The organism is Kitasatospora sp. NPDC085464 (genome assembly GCF_044541955.1).
In the GTDB taxonomy this organism is placed as follows: Bacteria; Actinomycetota; Actinomycetes; order Streptomycetales; family Streptomycetaceae; genus Kitasatospora.
On sequence record NZ_JBITTM010000050.1, the window covers coordinates 23,556 to 44,089 of the forward strand.

Genomic DNA, 20,534 nt, shown 5'->3' on the forward strand with positions numbered 1-20,534 from the left:
GCACCCGCCCGGATTGTCGGTGTCCGCTCCTACGGTGGGCGCCATGACGCAGCACCCGGACCTCGCCGCCGCCCTCGCCGATCTGACCGTCCCCCTGCCGCCCGGCCGCCTCGTCGGCGCCGACGACGGCCGCGAGCCGCTGCTGTGGATCAGCGACGCCCCCGCCCCCGCCGGGCTGTGGGCGCAGCTGCAGCGCGCGCACCCGCACAGCGGGCTGTGGCCGCTGCTGCTCAGCCCGCTGGACCGCGGCGACGCCGACTACCGGCCCTGGCTGTCCGGCGAGCTCTACCCCTCCGACGCCGCGATACCCGGGCTGTACGACCCGGCCGCGCTGCTGGGCAGCTGGTGGGAGACCGGCGAGGCGGGCGGCTACGGGGAGGACGGGGAACTGGCCGAGGCCCTGGCACCCTACGGGTTCACCTGGCCCGGCACCGCGCCCGCGGCCGACGTGCCCGAGGGGGTGGCGGGCGGCGAAGCTCAAGAGCTTGCCGACGTGCTGCAGTCCGTCAAGGACGTCCGCCTGGGTTTGGTGCGGGCCGGCGGCGGCGCCGAGGCGCTGGCCGTGTGCGGCTGGAGCGGGCCGGTGAACCACGTGGACGACATCGCCCAGGTCGCCGCCGTGCTCGCCGACTGGGAGCGCCGCTTCGGCGCCCGGGTCGTCGAAGTCGGCTTCGACACCCTGGAGCTGAGCGTCCCCGTGCCGCCCGCCACGCTCGCCGAGGCGCTCCCGCTGGCCGCCGAGCACACCTCGCTCTGCCCCGACCTGGTCTTCCAGGGCACCGGCAGCCTCACCGAGTACGCCGAGCAGCTGGTGGGCGCCCACCAGTGGTCCTTCTGGTGGGACTGACCCGACCCGCGCGGGCCGGGTCCGGTGGGCGCCGCTCCGGTGGGCGCCGCGGGGTTCAGTACTCGGCGCTGGGGGCCGCCGCGGTCGGCCCGAGGTCCGGGTGGTCGCGCAACTCCAGGGCCTCGCCGTGGTGTTCGAGCTCCAGCACGACCAGCTCGTTGCCGCCCGCCCGCCACAGCGGCGCCGGGGCGTAGAGGGTGCGCTGGGGGCCGGCGGTGCTGTAGCGGCCGAGCAGGAAGCCGTTGAGCCACAGCAGTCCGCGGCCCCAGCCGGGCAGGGCGACGAACGCGTCGGCGGGGGAGGGCAGTTCGGCGGTGAAGCGGTGGAATGCCGGCTCGCCGTCCGCGGCCGGGGTGTCCCCGGGGAAGCGCAGCGCGGACAGGTCCGTCAGCGGCAGCGGCCGGATCTGCCAGCCGAACAGCCGCTGGCCGCCGTGCGAGACGCCGCGCGTGATGCCCTTGCGGTCGTCCATGTTCGGGCCGTAGTTCACCCGGCCCAGCGCCTCCACCAGGATGTCCAGGGTGACCCCGTCCTCCCCGGTGGCCAGTTCCAGCGTCGCGCCGGGGGAGTTGCGGTCGAGGGTGCCCAGCGGGCGCCCGTCCGCGAAGACCTGCGCCCGGTCGGCCAACCCGTCGATGCGCAGCGGCAGTTCGGGGCGCGGGCCGGGTACCCGGGTGCGGTAGTGGATCAGGCCCAGGGACTGCCCGAGCAGCTCCATGGGCAGCGGCGCGGCCCGCTCCACCGGCTGCGACAGCGCGTCCAGCTCCGCCAGCAGCGCCGCCCGCCCCTGCGCCCGCTCCAGGCGCTGCGGCGCCACCCGGGGCGCGGGGGCGGGCAGTTCGCCCTCCGGCAGCCGGACGTAGCGGCCGATGACCTCACGCAGCGCGTGGAACTTCTCGGTCAGCTCGCCGGCCTCGCCGATCGGCGCGTCGTAGTCGTAGCTGGTGACGGTCGGCTCGTAGCCGGCGTCCAGCGGATGCGCGCCGGCGTGGTTGGCGCCGGACCACAGGCCGAAGTTGGTGCCGCCGTGCGCCATGTAGAGGCTGACGGACGCGCCGGTGGCCAGCAGTTCGTCCAGCGAGGCCGCGGTCTCCTCGGCGTCGCGCACGTGGTGGGGCAGGCCCCACTGGTCGAACCAGCCGATCCAGAACTCCATCGCGGTCAGCGGCCCTTCGGGCTGGTGGCGGCGAAGCACCGCCAGGCGCTCGGGGGCGCGCGAGCCGAACGTCACGGTGGCCAGGTGCCCGGGCAGGGCGCCGCCCTGCTGCATGGTGTCGTGGGCGCCGTCGGTGGTGAACAGCAGGCAGTCCACGCCGCGCCGCACCAACCCGTCGCGCAGGTGCCGCAGGTACGCGGTGTCGTCGCCGTAGCTGCCGTACTCGTTCTCCACCTGCACCGCCACCACCGGCCCGCCCCGGCTCGCCAGCAGCGGCAGCACCTCGGGCACCAGCGCGTCGAACCAGCCGTCCACCTCGGCCAGGTACGCCGGGTCCGCGCAGCGCAGCCGCAGCCCGTCCACCGCCAGCAGCCGGGCCGGCAGCCCGCCGAACTCCCACTCCGCGCAGATGTACGGGCCGGGGCGCAGGATCACGTCCAGCCCCATGTCCCCGGCCAGCCGCACGAACCTCGCCACGTCCCGCCAGCCGGTGAAGTCCACCCGGCCGCCGGGCAGTTCGTGGAAGTTCCACGGCACGTAGGTGTCCACGGTGTTCACCCCCAGGGCCCGCACCCGCCGCAGCCGGTCCTCCCACAGGTCGGGGTGGATGCGGAAGTAGTGCACCGCCCCGGCCACCACCCGGTGCGCCACCCCGTCCCGCACGAACCCGTCCGCGTCGTACCCGAGCATGCGCACACCCCGTTTCCCAGAAGGAGACCCCGGCCCACCCGAGCCTAGCCGGGCTAGGCGCCGTCACTCCCGGTGCCCGGTTCCCTACCGGTTCCCCTTTCTCTCGATTCGGAACGTGATCTTCCACACATGGGGCTATTTGTCTCTTTATCCGCCTACTGACGGTCCGATATATCTACTGCCGTTTCATTTACCTTCCCTTGAGTGTCTGGTGGGTCCCCGAGTGCTGCGCCGTTCCCTGGCAATCCTGCTGGCCATGACCATGGTCGTCCTCGGGACATCGGAAGGATCGGCCGCCGCCGAGACCCTCCTGCGCCACGCCGCCGCCGAAGCACCCGCCGACCCCGGACCACGCCCCAAGCAGCAGCAGGGCAGCGCCGACGGCCACGGCCACTCCGCGACCACCGGCTCCACCAGCGCGAACGACGGCACCGAGCACCCCGGCGCGGCCCCCGCCCCGGGCGAACTGCCCGAGGACAAGCCCGCCGCGCCCGCCCAGAGCGTCCTGCCGCCGCAGAGCACCGAGCTGCCCGCCACCGACGCCAAGGTCACCGACAAGCCCGTCGCCAAGCCCGCCGGCAAGATCGACCCGGCCAAGAGCTTCAATCCGGCCACCAGCAAGGAACTCCCCGAAAAGCGCACCGAACAGCAACGGACCTTCCAGAACACCGACGGGACCTTCACCACCCGCAACTACGCCCAGCCGGTCAACTTCCGCCGCACCGACGGCTCCTGGGCCGCCATCGACACCACCCTGATACCCGCCGGCACCGCCACCGCCGGCCGCGCCGCCCCCACCCAGAACGGCTGGACCACCACCTCCGCCGAGCAGCAGCTCACACTCGGCCTCACCGCCGACGCCGACCCGCTCGTCCGCCTCCAGCTCGCCGACGGCATCTCCGCCGGCTACGGCCTCCAGGGCGCCGCCCCCGTTCAGGGCACCGTCCAGGGCAGCACCATCACCTACCCCGAGGCCCGCCCCAAGGCCGACGTGACGATCCTCGCCGGCAGCTCCTCCTTCAAGGAGAACCTGGTCCTCAAGGACGCCACCGCTCCCACCGAGTGGGTCTTCCCGCTGCGCCTGCAGGGCGTGACCGCCTCCCTGGACGCCGACGGCTCCGTCCACTTCACCGACGCGGCCGGCACCCTGCGCGGCCGCATGCCCGCCGGCTGGATGCAGGACTCCGCCTTCGCGCCCAACACCGAGGAAGGCGCGATCACCGGCGGCGTCACCTATGAGCTTGTCCAGCTGCCCGCCGGCGGCCAGGCACTCAAGGTCAAGCTCGACGAGGCCTGGCTGCACGCCCCCGAGCGCGTCTACCCGGTCAAGGTCGACCCGCAGATCTCCTCCGTCCGGGCCCTGGAGACCACCTACGCCTACTCCGGCCATGAGCAGGACTTCTCCGGCGACACCGTCCTCAAGGTCGGCACCAACGACGGTGGCAAGCACCAGGCCTCGTCGTTCATCAAGTTCACCGGCATCGAGGACTCCCTCAGCAACGCCACCATCCTCAGCGCCCACCTGAGCCTGTACAACGCCTGGTCCTACAGCTGCACCCCGCGCACCGTCACCGTCCACCAGGTCACCTCCTGGTGGTCGCCCGGCGGCGTGCGGGCCTCGTCCGCACCCTCCACTGGCCCCGCCCTGGCCGCCCCCTCCTTCGCCCACGGCTGGCGGCCCAGCTCCTCCAGCGCCTGGGCCTGCCCGGAGGCCTGGGAGTCGATCGACCTCGGCGCCGACGGCCGCAACCTGGTCAACTCCTGGACCCACCACTGGACCGCGAACTACGGCCTGGCCGTCAAGACCGACGTCTGGGACAACTCGTCCTGGAAGCAGTTCGGCAGCGCCAACATGTCCGGCGGCCAGCCGTCCCTGGACGTCACCTGGTCCCGCTACGGCGCCGACTACGAACTCTGGGGCCTGCAGCAGCCGGTCACCGCCACCCAGGACGGCATCGTGCGCCTGCGGGTGTGGAACCGCGGCATGGACACCTGGACCCCCACGAACAACTACAAGATGTCGTACCTGCTGTACGACCAGTGGGGCAACAACATCACCGACTACGGCACCAACATCGCCTGGACGGCGATGCCCTATGACGTGCCCCCGGGCGGCAGCGCCGTCGTCGACGCGCACATCCGCACCCTGCCGCAGGGCGCGTACACCGTCGGCTTCACCATGGACCAGTACCAGGTGAGCAACTTCTGGGTCGACGCCTACGTGCCGCCGATCAGCATCCAGATCTCCTCGGTCAACGTCCCCCCGCACCTGACCCGCCTGGCCCCGCCCTCCGGCACGGTCGTCTACCAGCTCCAGCCCACCCTCACCGCCGAGGGCGAGGACCCGGACCGGGCGCCCAACCCCGAACTGGACTACCGGTTCCAGGTCTGCCGGGTCGTCGGCGGCGACGCCCACGTGGACTGCCGGCAGAGCGACTGGCTCAAGCACCAGCCCCGCTTCGTCATCCCGGCCGGCTGGCTGACCTGGAACGAGCAGTACGCCTGGTACGCCAAGGCCAGCGACGGTGAAGGGGAGAGCGCCTGGACCGACGCCTCCTCCATCCGCACCGTCCTGCCCCAGCCCAACCAGTACACCGCCGCCGCCGACGCCGGACGCAGCGTCAACACCGCGGTCGGCAACTACACCACCGCCGCCACCGACGCCGCCCTGCCCGTGATCGGCCCCGAGCTGGCCGTCACCCGCAGCTACAACTCCCTCGACCCGCGCACCGACGGCGCCTTCGGCGCAGGCTGGTCCACCCCGTGGGACATGCGCATCCAGGTCGAGTCCAGCAACTGGCTCGCCCTGCCCGGCAACGTGCTGCTCACCGCCGCCAACGGCTCCCGGGCACGCTTCGGCTGGGACCCGGGCACAAACGCGTACGTTCCCGGCGGCGGTACGGCCGCCGACCTGCGCAAGGCCGACGACGGCGGCTGGACCCTCACCGACCGCTCCGGCAAGGTCCACACCTTCGGCGCCGACGGCAAGCTCACCCGCGTCACCGACACCGCCGGCCACACCCAGGACCTCGTCTACACCTCCGGCCGCCTCGCCCAGGTCAAGGACACCACCTCCGGCCGCGCCCTGAACCTCAGCTGGACCGGCAGCCACGTCACCTCCGTGGCCGTCGCCGGCACCCCCGGCGGCTGGGCCTACCAGTACGACGGTGACCGTCTCACCAAGGCCTGCCCGCCCGGCGTCGACCTCGCCGCCGCCACCGGCTGCACCGTCTACGCCTACGGCACGGGCTCGCGCTACCGCACCGCCGTCCGCGACGCCGGCCCCTCCGGCTACTGGCGCCTCGGCCAGGCCGACGGCAGCTCCCTCACCAACGACGCCCAGGTCAGCGACCGCTCCCCGGCCGAGGCCCGGGACATCACCCCGGGGGCCGAGGGTGCGATCACCGCCGGCGGCAACCAGGCCGTCACCTTCAACGGGCGCTCCACCAGCTACGTCGAACTGCCCAACCGAGCCATCAGCTCCTCCGTCAACCGCAGCGTCGAGCTGTGGTTCCGCACGGCCGCGTCCGGCGTGATCCTCACCTACCAGAACCGCGCCATGGGCGAGGACCCGTACAACGTCGTCCCGGCCCTGTACGTCGGCTCCGACAACCTGCTGCGCGGCAAGTTCAACAGCCCCGGCGAGCCCGTCACCAGCACCAAGACCGTCACCGACAACGCCTGGCACCACGTGGTGCTGGCCGGTGCCCGCGACAACACCGCGATGTTCCTCGACGGCGAACTCGTCGGCACCACCGCCGGCGACATCGACCACCTCAACATGGACCGCGCCTACCTCGGCGGCGGCTACACCGGCGGCTGGCCCGGCGGCAACGGCGGATGGTCCTGGTTCACGGGCCAGATCGCCGAAGCCGCGATCTACGACTACCCGCTCACCGAGCAGACCGTCGCCGAGCACTACGCCCTGCGCACCGGCAGCGCCCAGCTCACCAGGACCACCCTGCCCAGCGGCCGCACCAGCGCCCAGGTCACCTACGACGCCACCACCGAGCGCGTCACCAAGGTCACCGACGCCGCCGGCGGGGACTGGAAGATCTCCGAGCCCAGCTACAGCGGCGGCTCCTTCCTCTACAGCAACGCCGTCAAGGCCTCCACCCCGGCCGCCTACTGGCGCCTGGGCGAACGCGACGGCGCCACCGCCGCCAGCGAGGTCGGCAACGGCCTGGCCGGCACCTACGGCGACGCCGTCACCAAGAAGGCCCCCGGCGTCTTCGCCCCCACCGACGACACCGCCGCCCGCTTCGACGGCTCCGCCAAGTCCCAGATCGAGATCCCCCAGGACGTCCTGCACGCCACCACCGACCTCGCCGTCGAGCTCTGGTTCAACACCACCACCCCCGGCGTGCTGATCGGAGACCAGAGCCAGAAGATCGACGACCCGGCGGGACCCGACGGCACCTGGACCCCGGTCATGTACATCGGCGCCGACGGCAAGCTCCGCAACCGCTTCTACGGCAACATCGACACCACCCTCGCCTCCCCGAACGCCGTCACCGACGGCGCCTGGCACCACGCCGTCTTCTCCGTCCAGGGCACCACCCAGACCATCTACCTCGACGGCCAGATCGTCGGCGTCCAGCACGGCAGCGTCGACCACCAGCAGAACAGCCACACCTACATCGGCGCCGGCTACGCCCGCTCCTGGCCCGAGTCCCCGGGCGACACCAGCCACTTCACCGGCACCATCGACGAAGTCGCCCTCTACCAGCACCCGCTGAGCGACCGCGACGTCGTCGCCCACTACCGCGCCCGCAGCGCCCAGGTCGGCGGCCAGGGCACCGGCTACCGCGGCTCCGTCGTCGCCGACTCGCCCGGCGGCTACTGGCGCCTGGACGAGACCGGCGGCACCGCCGCCGCCAGCGAGGTCGCCGCGGTCAAGGGCAACGGCACCTACGCCCCCGCCGCCAAGCCCGGCACCACCGGCGTGTTCGGCCCCGGCGACGGACGCGCCGCCCAGTTCGACGGCACCGCGTCCTCGTACATCGACCTGCCCACCCCGATCCTGCAGGCCACGACCGACCTCGCCGCCGAACTCTGGTTCCGCACCGGCGAAGCAGGTGTCCTGCTGAACGTCCAGAACGAACCGATGGGCGCCGCCCCGTACAACACCGTCCCGGTGCTGTACGTCGGCTCCGACGGCAAGCTGCGCGGCGCGCTCAACGGCATCACCGGCGGCCCCATCACCTCCGCAGGAACCGTCACCGACGGCTCCTGGCACCACGCCGCGATCAGCGCAGCCGGCGGCACCCAGTCGCTCTACCTCGACGGCACCCTGGTCGGCACCGCCACCGGCACCGTCGACCACCTCAACATGAACCGCACCTACCTGGGCGGCGGATACGTCGGCACCTGGCCCGGCGGCAACGGCGGATGGTCCTGGCTGAACGGCCAGATCGACGAAGTCGCCCTCTACCAGCACCCGCTGAGCGCCGAACGCGTCGCCGCGCACTACCAGGCCCGCTCCGACTCCTCGGCCACCGAGCTCGCCGCCCGCGTCACCCTCACCGACCCTGCCGGCAACACCAGTACCGACATTCATGACGCCACCCGCGGCAACCGGCTCATCTCCCGTACCGACGAGGCCGGTAACACCACCAGCTACACCTACGACACCGGCGGCTTCGTCCACACCGTCACCGACCCCAACGGCCACTCCACCGTCAGCGGCCAGGACGCCCGCGGCAACACCGTCTCCCTGACCACCTGCCGCGACGTCAACTCCTGCTGGACCTCCTACACCAGCTACTTCCTCAACAAGGACAACCCGCGCGACCCGCGCAACGACAAGCCCACCGAGACCCGCGACGCCCGCTCTGCCGGGCCCGGCGACACCACCTACCGCACCACCGTCGCCTACAACGCCCTCGGCCTGCCCGAATCCACCACCCGCCCCGACGGTCGCACCACCCGCACCGGCTACACCACCGGCACCGAAGCCGCCTACGGCGGCGGCACCACCCCCGCCGGCCTGCTCGCCAGCGACACCACCGCCGGCGGAGCCGTCACCTCGTACGCCTACTACTCCACCGGCGACCTCGCCCGCACCACCCTGCCCAGCGGTCTCACCCTCACCTACGGCTACGACACCGCCGGCCGCAAGACCTGGACCACCGAAATCTCCGACGCCCAGCCCACCGGCGTCACCACCACCTACGAGTACGACCAACTCGGCCGCCAGACCACCCAGACCGGCCCGAAGGTCACCGACGCCGTCACCGGCGACACCCACCAGACCAAGACCACCGCCACCTTCGACGCCGACGGCCGCCCCACCGCCACCACCACCGCCGACATCGTCGGCTCCGACGGCACCCGCTCCGCCACCAGCAGCTACGACAGTGCCGGCCGCCTGGAGACCGCCACCGACGCGACGGGCGGCGTCACCCGCTACGGCTACGACACGCTCAGCCGCCGTACCTCCGTCACCGACCCGCTCGGCCAGGTCACCACCTACACCTACACCCCGCGCAGCCAGCCCGCGACCACCGTCGTCAAGGGCTGGGACGGCGACGGCAAGGGCGTGCGCGACCTCACCCTCGAATCCCGCGCCTACGACCCCGCCGGCCGCCTCGCCTCCCTCACCGACGCCATGGGCGCCGTCACCAGCTACACCTACTTCGACGACGGCCTGCCCGCCACCGTCACCGCCCAGAACGTCACCCAGGCCGACGGCACCACCCGCTCCATCGTCCTGGAGGCCGACGAGTACGACGGCGACGGCCACCTCGTGAAGCAGACCACCGGCGGCGGCCGCACCACCACCGTCCGCACGATCGACCCCTCCGGACGCGTCACCCAGACCGTCCTCGACCCGGCCGGCCTGGCCCGCACCACCACCCTCGGCTACGACGCCGACGACCGCGTCACCACCAGCACCCTCAAGGTCAGCGACACCGAGAACAGCGTCCAGACCAACACCTACGACACCGCCGGCCGCCTCACCCGCAGCCAGCTCGCCTCCAGCGCCGGCGGCCCCACCGCCGTCAGCACCTTCACGCACGACCAGCGCGGCCTGCTCACCGCCGCCACCTCCCCCAACGGCAACGCCCCCGGCGCCGACCCGGCCGCCTCCACCACCACCTTCCAGTACGACGTCCTCGGCCGGCAGACCACCGCCACCGCACCCCCCGTCACCGCCGAGAGCGGGGGAGCGCCCGCCACCACCGTCCGCCCGACCACCACCACCGGCTACAACGCCTTCGGCGAGGCCGTCTCCGCCAAGGACCCGCTCGGCCGGGTCACCACGACCGCCGTCGACCCGCTCGGCCGCGTCACCGAGACCCGCCTGCCCTCCTACACCCCGCCCAGCGCCACCACCGCGCTCACCCCGGTCAGCCGCGTCGAGTACGACAAGCTCTCCCGCGTCACCGCCGTCACCGACCCGGCCGGGCGGCGCACCACCTTCGGCTACGACCGCCTGAGCCACCAGGTCCAGCGCATCGACCCCAACTCCACCGGCCCCCTCCAGCCCCCCGTGGACGACAACCCGCCCACCTGGGCCGCAACCTGGACCCCCACCGGCCTCCAGCTCTCCGCCACCGACCCGCTCGGCGCCCGCACCGAAGCCACCTACGACCAGCTCGGCCGCACACTCACCGCCACCGCCGTCGAACGCCGGCCCACACTCCAGAACCTGACCACCACGTTCACCTGGGACGACGCGGGCAACCTCACCACCCTCACGACCCCGGCCGGCAACACCAGCACCACCACCTACGACACCGCCGGCGAGGCCGTCACCAGCACCGACCCCGTCGGACGCGTCAGCAGGCGTGAGTACGACGGCCTCGGCCGCACCGTGCGCGCCACCGCCCCCCTCGGCGAATCCGTACGCATCCGCTACGACGCCCTCGGCAACCCCGCCGCCACCGACGACCTCGACCCGGCCGGCACCGTACTGCGCACCACCACCGCCACCTACGACCTGGAAGGACAGGTCCTCACCAACACCAGCCCCACCACAGGTGCCGTCACCAGCACCTCCTACGACGCGCTCGGCCGCCCCGTGAAGCTCACCGAGCCGGTGGCCGCAGGCCAGGCGATCACCACGACCTTCGGCTACGACGCAGCGGGGAACCGCACCCGCCTGACCGACGGCCGGGGCAACACCACCGTCTACACGTTCAACAGCTGGGGCCTGCCGGAGTCCACCGTCGAGCCCGTCACCGCGGCCCACCCGGCCGCCGCCGACCGCACCTGGACCACTGCTTACGACGTCGCCGGCCAGGCCGTACGCAGCACCGAACCGGGCGGCGTGGTGCGCACCAGCACCTACGACCCGCTCGGCCGCCTGGTCCGCGAGAGCGGCACCGGCGCGGAGGCCGACACAACCGACCGGGAGCTCGCCTACGACAAGGCCGGGCACCTGATCCGGCACAACTCCTCGACCCTGAACGGCCAGAACTACGCGTACGACGACCGCGGCCTGCTCATCAAGGCCGGCGCCGACCTGACGACGCCCGCCCAGACCTGGGAGTACGACGCGGACGGGCGCGTCACCAAGCGGACGGACAAGGACACCGACCTGACCGTCTTCGGCTACAAGGCCGACGGGCAGCTCGACTGGGCCAACAACCCCAAGCTCAAGACCAAGAACTGGTACGGCTACGACGGCGACGGCCGCCCGAGCAAGCAGTGGTACATCCAGGCCGACCCGGTCGACAGCACCAAGGACCAGGTCAAGTCCGAGCGGCGCCTGAGCTACGACCCGCTCGGCCGCCTGGCCGGCGACCAGCTGCTGGCCGTCGGCGGCGCCGGCACCCCGCTCGCCGGCACCGCCTACGAGTACGACCTCGACGACCGCCTGACCCGCAAGGCCGTCAGCGGCGGCGCCACCGACCCGGTCACGGACAACCGCTACGGCTACGACCTGGCCGACCGCCTCACCTCCTGGACTGTCGGCGCCACCACCACCGCCTACACGTGGGACGCCGCCGGCAACCGCACCGGCAACGGCACCGCCACCGCCGTCTACGACGAGCGCAACCGCCTGCAGTCCGACGGCACCAGCACCTATCGCTACACCCCGCGCGGCACCCTCGCCGCCGTCACCACCGGCACCAAGGAGGACACCCTCGCCGACGACGCCTTCGGCCGCCTGATCACCGAAGGCACCACCAGCTACACCTACGACGGCCTCGACCGCGTCACCGGCCGCAACGCCGCCCGCTTCAGCTACGACGGCGGCACCAACGAGCTCACCGGCGACGGCACCTGGACCTACGCCCGCGACACCGCCGGCAACCTGCTCGGCGCCGCCAACGCCACCAGCAGCGTGCGCCTGCGCACCGACCAGCACACCGACGTCACCGCCACCCTCGACAGCAACGGCACCAGCGTCACCGGCTCCACCACCTACGACCCCTTCGGCAAGCCCACCGCCACCAGCGGCACCGGCACCAGCCTCGGCTACCAGAGCGGCTGGACCGACCCCGCCAGCGGTGACGTCAACATGGCCGCCCGCTGGTACCGCCCGGGCACCGGCGGCTTCACCAGCCGCGACTCCTACCTCCTGGACCCGACGTCCTCCGCCCGTGCCAACCGCTACACCTACGCCAACGGCAGCCCGCTGAACGGGATCGACCCGACGGGGCACGAGGTGCCCAAGGCCGGCGCGGGCGGCGGAGGCGGTGGCGTCGGCGCGGGCGGTGGCGGCAGCAGGCCCGGCACCGTCATCGAGCGGCCGGCAGGCCCCAACAGGAGCGGAATCGACCTGGAGCGCGGCACGGCCCGCATCCCTGCCCCGCGACCGGGTGGGACGAACACCCAGACCGCGGGCAAGCCCAAGGCCTCCCAGGCTTACGCCGACCAGCTCAACACGTACACCGGGAAGGCCCCGACCAACAACCGCTACACCGCGGACTACACCAACCCGTCGGGCTACGTCGGGTACTACGGCGCGACGGCGGACGGCTCCTACGACCTCAGCGAGTACTGGCTGGAGAAGCGGGACGCCCGGCAGCGCGCGAGGTCCGACTCGTCGTCGTCGTCCTCCCCGCAGAGCCCGACCGGCCAGCCGGCCGCTGACGAATGGAAGCCCGCGGGCCGGGGCCGCCCCCAGTCCTCGGAGGGCAGGTGCACCACCTGCCGGCGGCCCACCGCACCCGTGCGCCCCGCCGTCTTCCACCCCGACCCGCCCAAGCCCCTCTTCGACAAGACCAGGGCAGCTGTCGAGCACCCCGCCCCCAAGCTCGACTGGACCCCGCCCGACCCCAACCAGGCCCCCAGCGTCATCGCCGCCTCCTACAGCTCCGCCGACCTCCAGGCGATGCTGGTCACCCAGCAGAACGTCACCCCGACCGTCGTCGCCGCCTCCGGCCCCCAGCCGGCTGTCGTCCCGGACAGCCCCACGGCCGCCAGGACCAACCTGAACAGCTGCCTGAACCACCGCCCGGCGGGCTCGGACACCGACAACAAGGACGGAACCGGCGCCGGGTGGATCAAGTACGGGGCCATGGAGGATGTCGCCGGAAGCCCTGGAACGAAGCGGCCCACCGCCGCCGAGGCTTGCCTGTTCGGCAAACCGAGTGCCGAGCGTGGCACTGGCGCGGGCGGGGCGATCACCGGATGGGCAGAGGCCCAGGAGACCGTGACTGATGCGGGCTGGGATCTTGACGACAAGGACTCGAACCTGCTGGCCCGTTGTCACTTCATCGCACGCGAGTACGGTGGTCGAGGCGTGGCTCAGAACCTCGCCCCGTGCTACCAAGTCGGTGTCAACACAACCCGTTCGGGCATGCGCGGCTTCGAACGGGGTGTTGTCGGCAAGGCACTGAATCGCGGGCTGGTCGTCGACTACATTGTCGAACCGATCTATAGGGCGCCGTCGAGTAAAATTCCCACGGGTTTTTTCATGGTTGCGGTCGGAGAGTATTCCGACGGCAGGCGGATAGGGCTGGGGGCACGAGTCGTGAACAACGAAAAGAAGAGCCCTGGTGGACAGTTGGTCCAGCTTGGCGATTAGACGGGAATGGTATATGGGCGACTTCATCGGCCGACTTCAGGCGATCATGGGGAATCCCGGTCGCGAACCGGTTGAGGTGCGTTGGGAGGGGGCCGTCGAGAGGTTCGGCATCCAACTGCCGGCGGACTTCCGGGAGCTGGTGGAACGGTACGGCCGCGTCCAGTACTTCGGTGACCTGCTGGTGGTGGCGCCCTCCCTCAGGGCCGGCGTCCCGGACGGGGAGCGGTTCGATGGTCTTCACCAGTTCAACACGGACGTCGGGGAGATGCTGGAGGAGTGGTACGAGTGGTCCCCCGAACTCGGCCGTCCGTACGAGCCGTTCCCGGCGGATGGCGGCCTGTTCGCGTGGGCCAACAACACTTCCTCCGATTACTTCTGTTGGGACACCTCGGCTGCCGACCCGAATCAATGGCCCGTCGTGGTGTGGCGCTACACGACGGGTGAGATGAACCGCTTCGACGGAGGCATGGCAGATTTCCTCGCCGCCGTCCTGACGGGAGAGCTCCCCGATTCCGGCGAGCTGATCGACCGATCCATGGGTCCGGACATGTGGCGCTCGCTGTCGCCTTGAGCGGCCAGGTCGGAGGCGGATCCCTCGGTGGGATCCGCTTCTCCGCCGGAGCCCGAGCGCCCCGCCGACGAGCCGCCGGAGTATGGGGCGCGACGTCCATTCGGTGACCGGGGAGGACGGGAAATGACGAGCAGCATCGGCCGTCTCGGGGAGATCATGGGTGACCCCGGCCATGAGCCCTTCGAGGTGCGGTGGGCGGGTCCGTCGAGCGGCTCGGCGTCGAACTGCCCTCGGACTGGCGTGCGTTCGTGGAACGGTACGGGCACGTCCAGTACCACGGCGACCTCGCGGTGGTGACACCGGCGCTCGGTAGTGGGTGCAGGGCGACGATGGATTGGTGCGAATTGACTGAGTGGATCGAAAGGCTCGTGGCGGCGAGGACCGGTGATCATCGATCGGACCCGGATTCCGCTCTGGCGGCGCCTCCGGGACTGCGGCCACCGGCCGGTGCGAGTCGGATCGCGGAGCTCGAAGGGTGGCTGCGGCAGCCGATCGAGCCGGGTTACCGCGAATTCCTGGAGTTCTCCGACGGGATGGACAACTTCCGGTCCGGAATGCCTCTCCTGGGATGGCGGGACTGGCCGTCAGGGGACACGCTGTCTCGCGCGCTCCGCTTCCTGGACACCATCACCGGCATCGACGTACACGTTGACGAGGGGCTCTCGGAGGACGCTGTGCTGGCGCCGGTGTTGGTGAACGGCGACGGCACGGTGGGGATCTTCATGGTGTGGGACGAGGAGTCGCCGGAGAAGCGGTACTTCTGGGTCGGGAACGGCGATGCCGCCTTCTTCTCGACACTCTCCGAGGTCTTCGACGTCGCCTCGGGTGTCCGGTCGTGGAGCGACTTCTCAACCGAATGAGGCGGCGCGGCACCAACGGCTGTGACCCGTCCCCGCCTCGGCGCGAACTCCGGGCGGGGACGGTGGGGTTCAGGGCCGACGGATGGCGATGTGATCGGACGGGCCGTCCAGTATCGGTAGGGGTGAGTGCGTCACCCCCTACCGATACGTGACTGATTCGGCCCCCGCCCGGCGCGGCCTACTGTCGGAGACGTCAGACGCAGACGCGGCCCGGTGCCGCGACGAACCCCTCAGGAGCACGCCATGACCGCCTACGCGATCGCCCAGGTCCACTCGGTCGAGTTCGGCCCCGACATCGTCGAGTACCTGGAGCGCATCGACGCCACCCTCGACCCGTTCGACGGCCGCTTCATCGTCCACGGCGGCACGTACGAGACGGTGGAGGGGCGTTGGGGGACGGGCGGGACGATCGTCATCGAGTTCCCCGACATGGAGCGGGCCCGCGCCTGGTGGGACTCGCCCGCCTACCGGGAGATCCTGCCGCTGCGCACCCGGCACATGGCCGCCGACATCATCCTCGTCGAGGGCGTGCCGGTCGGCTACCGCGGGGCGGACGCGCTCAAGCACTGACCTGCCGTCAGGACCCCAGCCGTTCGCGCCACCACGCGACCGTGGCCTCGACCTGCTCCTCCAGTGGCGTCGCCCGGACCTCGAACACGGTCTCGTAGGCGGTGGAGTCCATGAGGAACGGCCGGTCGAACTGGTAGCGGGTCTCGCGCAGTTCGCGAAGCAGGGGGGAGAACAGGCCGGCCGCGCCCAGCAGGACGGGGGACAGGCGGCGCACCGCGACCGGGGCGGTGCCGGCCTCGGCGGCCAGGTGTCCGACCATCGCGCGCACCGACGCGGCGGGGGCGGTGGGCACGTGCCAGGCCCGGCCCCAGGCCCGTTCGTCGCCCGCGACCTCGGCCAGCGCCCGTGCCACGTCCGGCAGGTAGGTCCAGCTGTGCGGGGCGTCCGGGTCGCCGAGGACGGCGACGGGGCGGCCCTTGAGCAGGCCCGGCATCGCGCGCGCGGCCAGGTGGCCGCCGTCGGTGACGCCGGGGCCGAAGAAGTCGGAGGCGCGGACCTCCACCGCCCGGATCCGCCCGGCCTCGTGCAGCGCCCGTGCCTGCTCCCAGGCGGCCGCCCGCACCCGACCCTTGGGGCCGGTCGCGGCGAGCGGCAGGTCCTCGGTCAGGGGGCGGGCGGGGTCGGGCTGCGGCCCGTAGCCGTACAGGTTGCCGAGCATGACGAGGACCGCGCCGCTGTCCTCGGCCGCCGCGCACAGCGAGGCGGACAGGGCGGGCCAACGTGCGGCCCACTGCGGCAGCGGCGGCGCGGCGCAGCCGTGGATGGCCACGGCGCCGTGCGCGGCAGCGGTGAGGGCCGCGGGGTCGCTCGCGTCGAGGGCGAGGTGCTCGACGCCCTCGACGGCCTGTTGGGCGGGGCGTCCGGAGCGGGTGACGACCCGGACCTCGTGGCCCTGTTCGGCCAGCAGGCGGGCGGTGGCGGCCCCGGCGGGCCCGTGTCCGACGACGAGATGGAAGCTCACCGGCCCCACCCTATCGGCGCCCCCGGCGGCAGGAGACGGCGCGTCAGGTGTCCGGGGACGTCCCTCCGTCCCGCCTCAGTCGCCGCTGTCGCCGCTGTTCTTGTTCTTCCGGCCCCAGCTGCGCAGGAGGGCGGGCAGCACCTCGCCGGCGCGGACGGTGACGCTCGCCACCACGCGCGTCCACGCCGGCCCGCCCCGGTCGGCCCACACCACGCACCCGCACCCGGCGACGGCCAGCACCAGGATCCCGATCAGCACCGCACCGATCATCTCGGCCACCTGCCCTTCCTCCGTACGACCGTCGTACCCCTCCGGTACGTTCCACGTGCGGATCCTTCCACCCGGTTCGGCTGCGAACCCCGAGGCTGTGCCAGGATGCCGTAGCCGGTCCCCCCGACCGCCCCACGCGTCCACCGCACCCGAGGAGTCACCCGTGGCCACCGCCCGCTTCGCCACCCTGCACACGACGGCGGGCCCGATCCGCCTGGAGCTGTTCCCGTTCCACGCGCCGAAGACGGTCCGCAACTTCGCCGAGCTGGCCGAGGGCACCCGCGAGTACACCGACCCGCGCACCGGCGAGCCGGGCAGCGGCCCGTACTACGACGGCACGCTCTTCCACCGGGTGATCGCGGGCTTCATGATCCAGGGCGGCGACCCGACCGGCACGGGCTCCGGCTCTCCGGGCTACGCCTTCGCGGACGAGTTCCACCCGGAGCTGTTCTTCACCAAGCCGTACCTGCTGGCCATGGCCAACTCCGGCCCGGGCACCAACGGTTCGCAGTTCTTCGTCACGGTGGGTACCCCCACCCACCTCAACCGCAAGCACACCATCTTCGGCCAGGTCGCCGACGCGGCGTCCAAGGCCGTGGTGGACGCGATCGCCGCCGCCCCCACCGAGGGCGAGCGCCCGGTGCAGGACGTGGTGGTCGAGTCCGTCGAGATCACCTGGTCCTGAGCCCGAGGACCCGAGGAGCCGAGGGCCCCGATGAGCGTCGCACCGCAGAGCTTCCCGTCGCACCCGATCCGCGGGGTGCAGGCCCGCTACGTCCGCCAGACCGGCTGCCCCTGCGACGTGGCCATCGTCACCGTGGACTTCGAGCCGTGGGAGGAGGGCGTGCGCCTGGAGGTGGCGCCGGACGCCACGGTGCACGGCGACTCCGACCCGCACTACCTGGCGCTGTTCCACGCGGCGCTGGCCGAGGGGGTGCGCGAGGAACTGGCCGAGCGGGCGCCGGGACGGACCGTGGCGCTGGCGGTGGTGGTGCACTTCACCGTCGTGCACGAGATCGACTCGCGCGAGCACTCCTTCCGGGTGGCCGGACGCCTGGCCGCGCGCGAGGCGCTGGCCCGGGAGGGCGGCGGTCCCGGGGAGGACGCGGACGGCCGCCGCCCGTAGTGCGGGCGGCGGCCGACGGAGGACGGGTGCGGGTCAGCTGCAGCTGGTGAACGTCGGGCTGGTGTTGGCGACGTAGAGGGTCGGCCCGGCGTTGGGGTCGGAGGTCACCGGGATGGTGATGGTGTCGTCGGCGGTCCACGGGATGCCGTGGGCGTCGAAGGTCCAGGAGCCGGTCACCTTGCGGGCGACCTCGGCGAGCGTCACCCAGCCGTACTGCTGCGTCGGGACGGTGACGTTGACGGCGTTGTTGACGCTGCGCGAGCCGTTCCAGACGTTGGTGAAGGTGATGGCGGACGTGACGGCTGCGGTGAACACGCCCGGGGTGCCGCCGGAGATGGTGGAGCTCAGCGTGCTGCCGATGGTGCTCGACCAGCCGCTGGTGTCGTTCACGGCGAAGGTCTGCTGGACGGTGCCGCTGGTGTTGTTGAACCAGACCGCGGAGGAGCACACCCGGGGCAGCGGCGCGGCCGGGGCCTCGCTCTGGACGGCCCAGGAGCAGGTGGAGGCGTCCTTCTGGCACTGCTTGGCGGCGTGGTCGACGGCCAGGGCGCGGGCGGCCTGCGGGAAGCCGGTGGCCCACTGCTGGTTGACGGTGCCGTTGCAGGCGTACTGGTCGGTCCAGGCGTCGTCGTACTGGGCGCCGCTGAGCAGGTCCAGGCAGGTGCTGTCGCCCGCGTGGCGGATGAAGAACGCGTCGCCGCCGCCGGGCGCGGGCTGCAGGAACCAGCGCTGGCTGGCCTGCCCGCCGCAGGTCTGCTGGCGCAGGACCGGGACGAACCAGGAGGCCAGGTCGATGCACTTGCCGGTGTCGTTGTTGACGATGGTGAAGGTGTAGTCGGAGGTGTCGACGTTCAGCCGCCAGGACTGGTGGTAGCCGGGCGCGGAGTTGGTGACGACGTAGACGCCGTCACCCGTGTTGCCGTTCTGGACGTCGAGCTGGCGGCCGTTGCTGAGCGACTTGATGGTCAGGCACTGCTGCGGCGTGGCACACGCGGCGGCCGGGGCCGCGGCGGGCGCGGGGGCCGGCGCGGCGGCGTGCGCGGGGGCGGCGGCCAGGCCCAGGGCGGCGCAGCAGGTCACCAGGAAGGCCGCGAGCAGGCGCAGCCAGGGCGCCGTACGGCCGGGGGTCGTGGTGGTGGGCAAGGAGGGTGTCCTTTCGTCGGGCGTGGAGACGCGGGTGGAGACGCGGATGGAGACGTGAGGGGAGAAGGGGAGGGGAGAAGGGGAGGGACGGGCCGGGGCTCAGGGCGCGGCGGCGAAGGCCGCCTCCAGGCGCGGGACGTAGTCCACGAGGTCCTGCGCCCAGCAGCCCGCGGTGTGGCCGCCGTGGCAGTCGGCGCCCCAGCCGGTGCCGTCGCCGTAGTCGACGTAGTGGTACGGCAGCTTGAGGGCGTCCAGGCGGTCCTTGACGCGCTTGGCGGTGCCCTCGGCCCAGAACTCCATGTCGGCGGGGTTGCCGTTGCCGTTGCCGGTGTAGACGGCGATGCCGGTGTGGGCGAGCAGGGCCAGCCGGGAGGCCGGGTCGGCGGCGTTCCAGCGCCAGTCGGCGTTGAACACCGGGTACGGGGTGCCGAAGATCGCGTCGCTGGAGACGGTGGGCCCGTAGTCGAAGCCGCAGGGGTGGCCGTCGCTGGGGCCGCACAGCACGGTGCCGGCGTTGGTCAGCATGGCGACGACGGCGCCGCGCAGGATCATCTCGTCGGTGGACAGGTCGTTGGCGCCGGACATGGTGAGGACCTGGCCGAACAGCTCGGGGCGGTCCTGGGCGTAGTGCAGGGCGCCGAAGCCGCCCATGGACAGGCCGCCGACGGCCCGGTGGGCGCGGTCGGTGCGGGTGCGCAGGTTGGCGTCGACGAAGGGGAGGACCTGGTTCAGGTGGAAGGTCTCCCAGTTCTGCGCGCCGGCGGCGGTGCCCTGGTCGAGCCAGTCGGTGTACCAGCCGCGCAGGCCGCCGTCCGGGATGACCGTGATCATCGACTGTGCGGCGGTCAGCGCGGGGTAGGCCAGTGCCGGGTCGTTCGGGCCGTCCGAGGCGCCGTGCAGGAAGTACAGCACGGGGTAGCGCCGCTCGGGGTGCTGCGCGTAGTCGGCGGGGAGCAGGATCCGGATGGCGTGCTGCCCGGAGACCTGGGGCGTGGTGACGGTGATGACGAAGTCGGTGGCGCTGCCGGTGGCGGTGCCGACCTGGGTCAGTCCGAAGCCGTCCGTCAGCGGCGGCGGCCCGGCGGGGTCCGCGGCCTGCGAGCGGGCGGCGGGATCGGCTGCACTCGGCACGGCGGCGGCCGCGGGTGCGGCGAGCAGCAGCAGGCCGGCGGCCAGGGCGGCGACGGCCGTCCGGGCGCGGTGCCGCCGGGCGGGCAGGAGCCGGGCTGGGGTCATGGGTCGTCCTCGGCCTTCGACGGTCGGTGGTGGCGGGCTGTCCTGACGGTCCGCCTCACAGGGGATGTCTGAACATCGACAACTCTCGCCACGCGGGCCGCCTCCGCGCCAGATCCCCCG

12 protein-coding genes are annotated in these 20,534 nt (G+C 72.3%); 7 read left to right on the plus strand and 5 right to left on the minus strand.

Annotated features, from left to right (window positions below; genetic code table 11):
* The first annotated feature begins 43 nt into the window (after nucleotides 1–43).
* Nucleotides 44–847, plus strand: a complete 804-nt coding sequence (locus ACIGG8_RS34315) for a DUF4253 domain-containing protein (RefSeq protein WP_396552540.1) — start codon at nucleotides 44–46, stop codon at nucleotides 845–847.
* A 55-nt stretch (nucleotides 848–902) separates the two neighbouring features.
* On the opposite strand, the gene ACIGG8_RS34320 is transcribed toward ACIGG8_RS34315, so the two are convergent.
* Nucleotides 903–2,693: a beta-galactosidase family protein gene (locus tag ACIGG8_RS34320; RefSeq protein ID WP_396552541.1), complete on the minus strand. Its 1,791-nt coding sequence runs from the start codon at nucleotides 2,691–2,693 to the stop codon at nucleotides 903–905.
* Between the two features lie 256 nt (nucleotides 2,694–2,949).
* Between ACIGG8_RS34320 and ACIGG8_RS34325 the strand changes: the two genes are divergently transcribed.
* The 4 genes from ACIGG8_RS34325 (at nucleotide 2,950) to ACIGG8_RS34340 (ending at nucleotide 15,678) form a co-directional block, all read left to right on the plus strand.
* Complete coding sequence (locus tag ACIGG8_RS34325) at nucleotides 2,950–13,677, plus strand: LamG-like jellyroll fold domain-containing protein (protein ID WP_396552542.1); 10,728 nt, start codon at nucleotides 2,950–2,952, stop codon at nucleotides 13,675–13,677.
* A 13-nt stretch (nucleotides 13,678–13,690) separates the two neighbouring features.
* Nucleotides 13,691–14,248 carry an SMI1/KNR4 family protein gene (locus ACIGG8_RS34330; protein ID WP_396552543.1) on the plus strand — a complete coding sequence of 186 codons (558 nt, stop codon included), beginning with the start codon at nucleotides 13,691–13,693 and terminating at the stop codon, nucleotides 14,246–14,248.
* Between the two features lie 191 nt (nucleotides 14,249–14,439).
* The gene (locus tag ACIGG8_RS34335; RefSeq protein WP_396552544.1) at nucleotides 14,440–15,108 is read left to right on the plus strand and encodes a hypothetical protein; all 669 of its coding nucleotides are present in this window, start codon (nucleotides 14,440–14,442) and stop codon (nucleotides 15,106–15,108) included.
* 243 nt (nucleotides 15,109–15,351) lie between these two features.
* Nucleotides 15,352–15,678 (plus strand): DUF1330 domain-containing protein, encoded by a 327-nt coding sequence (locus ACIGG8_RS34340; protein WP_396552545.1) that lies wholly within the window; start codon nucleotides 15,352–15,354, stop codon nucleotides 15,676–15,678.
* Nucleotides 15,679–15,685: 7 nt separating this feature from the next.
* Here ACIGG8_RS34340 and ACIGG8_RS34345 read toward each other — a convergent pair whose 3' ends face one another.
* Together ACIGG8_RS34345 and ACIGG8_RS34350 are read right to left on the minus strand one after the other, a co-directional pair.
* Entirely contained in the window at nucleotides 15,686–16,639 is a 954-nt protein-coding gene (locus ACIGG8_RS34345; RefSeq protein WP_396552546.1) for an NAD-dependent epimerase/dehydratase family protein, read from the minus strand.
* 75 nt (nucleotides 16,640–16,714) lie between these two features.
* Nucleotides 16,715–16,909, minus strand: a complete 195-nt coding sequence (locus tag ACIGG8_RS34350; protein ID WP_396552573.1) for a hypothetical protein — start codon at nucleotides 16,907–16,909, stop codon at nucleotides 16,715–16,717.
* Nucleotides 16,910–17,072: 163 nt separating this feature from the next.
* Between ACIGG8_RS34350 and ACIGG8_RS34355 the strand changes: the two genes are divergently transcribed.
* Complete coding sequence (locus ACIGG8_RS34355; RefSeq protein WP_396552547.1) at nucleotides 17,073–17,594, plus strand: peptidylprolyl isomerase; 522 nt, start codon at nucleotides 17,073–17,075, stop codon at nucleotides 17,592–17,594.
* A gap of 30 nt (nucleotides 17,595–17,624) precedes the next feature.
* The gene (locus ACIGG8_RS34360) at nucleotides 17,625–18,035 is read left to right on the plus strand and encodes a hypothetical protein (protein ID WP_396552548.1); all 411 of its coding nucleotides are present in this window, start codon (nucleotides 17,625–17,627) and stop codon (nucleotides 18,033–18,035) included.
* A gap of 33 nt (nucleotides 18,036–18,068) precedes the next feature.
* Here the strand turns inward: ACIGG8_RS34360 and ACIGG8_RS34365 are convergent, their stop codons facing one another.
* Nucleotides 18,069–19,178 carry an RICIN domain-containing protein gene (locus ACIGG8_RS34365; RefSeq protein WP_396552549.1) on the minus strand — a complete coding sequence of 370 codons (1,110 nt, stop codon included), beginning with the start codon at nucleotides 19,176–19,178 and terminating at the stop codon, nucleotides 18,069–18,071.
* 99 nt (nucleotides 19,179–19,277) lie between these two features.
* A complete protein-coding gene (locus ACIGG8_RS34370) occupies nucleotides 19,278–20,414 on the minus strand; it encodes an alpha/beta hydrolase (RefSeq protein ID WP_396552550.1) in 1,137 nt (378 codons plus the stop codon).
* Nucleotides 20,415–20,534: the final 120 nt, after the last annotated feature.

Coding starts and splice junctions, on each gene's coding strand:
- ACIGG8_RS34315 (WP_396552540.1), top strand. CDS start 44: ATGACGCAGCACCCGGACCTCGCCGCCGCCCTCGCCGATCTGACCGTC.
- ACIGG8_RS34320 (WP_396552541.1), bottom strand. CDS start 2,693: ATGCTCGGGTACGACGCGGACGGGTTCGTGCGGGACGGGGTGGCGCAC.
- ACIGG8_RS34325 (WP_396552542.1), top strand. CDS start 2,950: ATGACCATGGTCGTCCTCGGGACATCGGAAGGATCGGCCGCCGCCGAG.
- ACIGG8_RS34330 (WP_396552543.1), top strand. CDS start 13,691: ATGGGCGACTTCATCGGCCGACTTCAGGCGATCATGGGGAATCCCGGT.
- ACIGG8_RS34340 (WP_396552545.1), top strand. CDS start 15,352: ATGACCGCCTACGCGATCGCCCAGGTCCACTCGGTCGAGTTCGGCCCC.
- ACIGG8_RS34350 (WP_396552573.1), bottom strand. CDS start 16,909: ATGATCGGTGCGGTGCTGATCGGGATCCTGGTGCTGGCCGTCGCCGGG.
- ACIGG8_RS34360 (WP_396552548.1), top strand. CDS start 17,625: ATGAGCGTCGCACCGCAGAGCTTCCCGTCGCACCCGATCCGCGGGGTG.
- ACIGG8_RS34370 (WP_396552550.1), bottom strand. CDS start 20,414: ATGACCCCAGCCCGGCTCCTGCCCGCCCGGCGGCACCGCGCCCGGACG.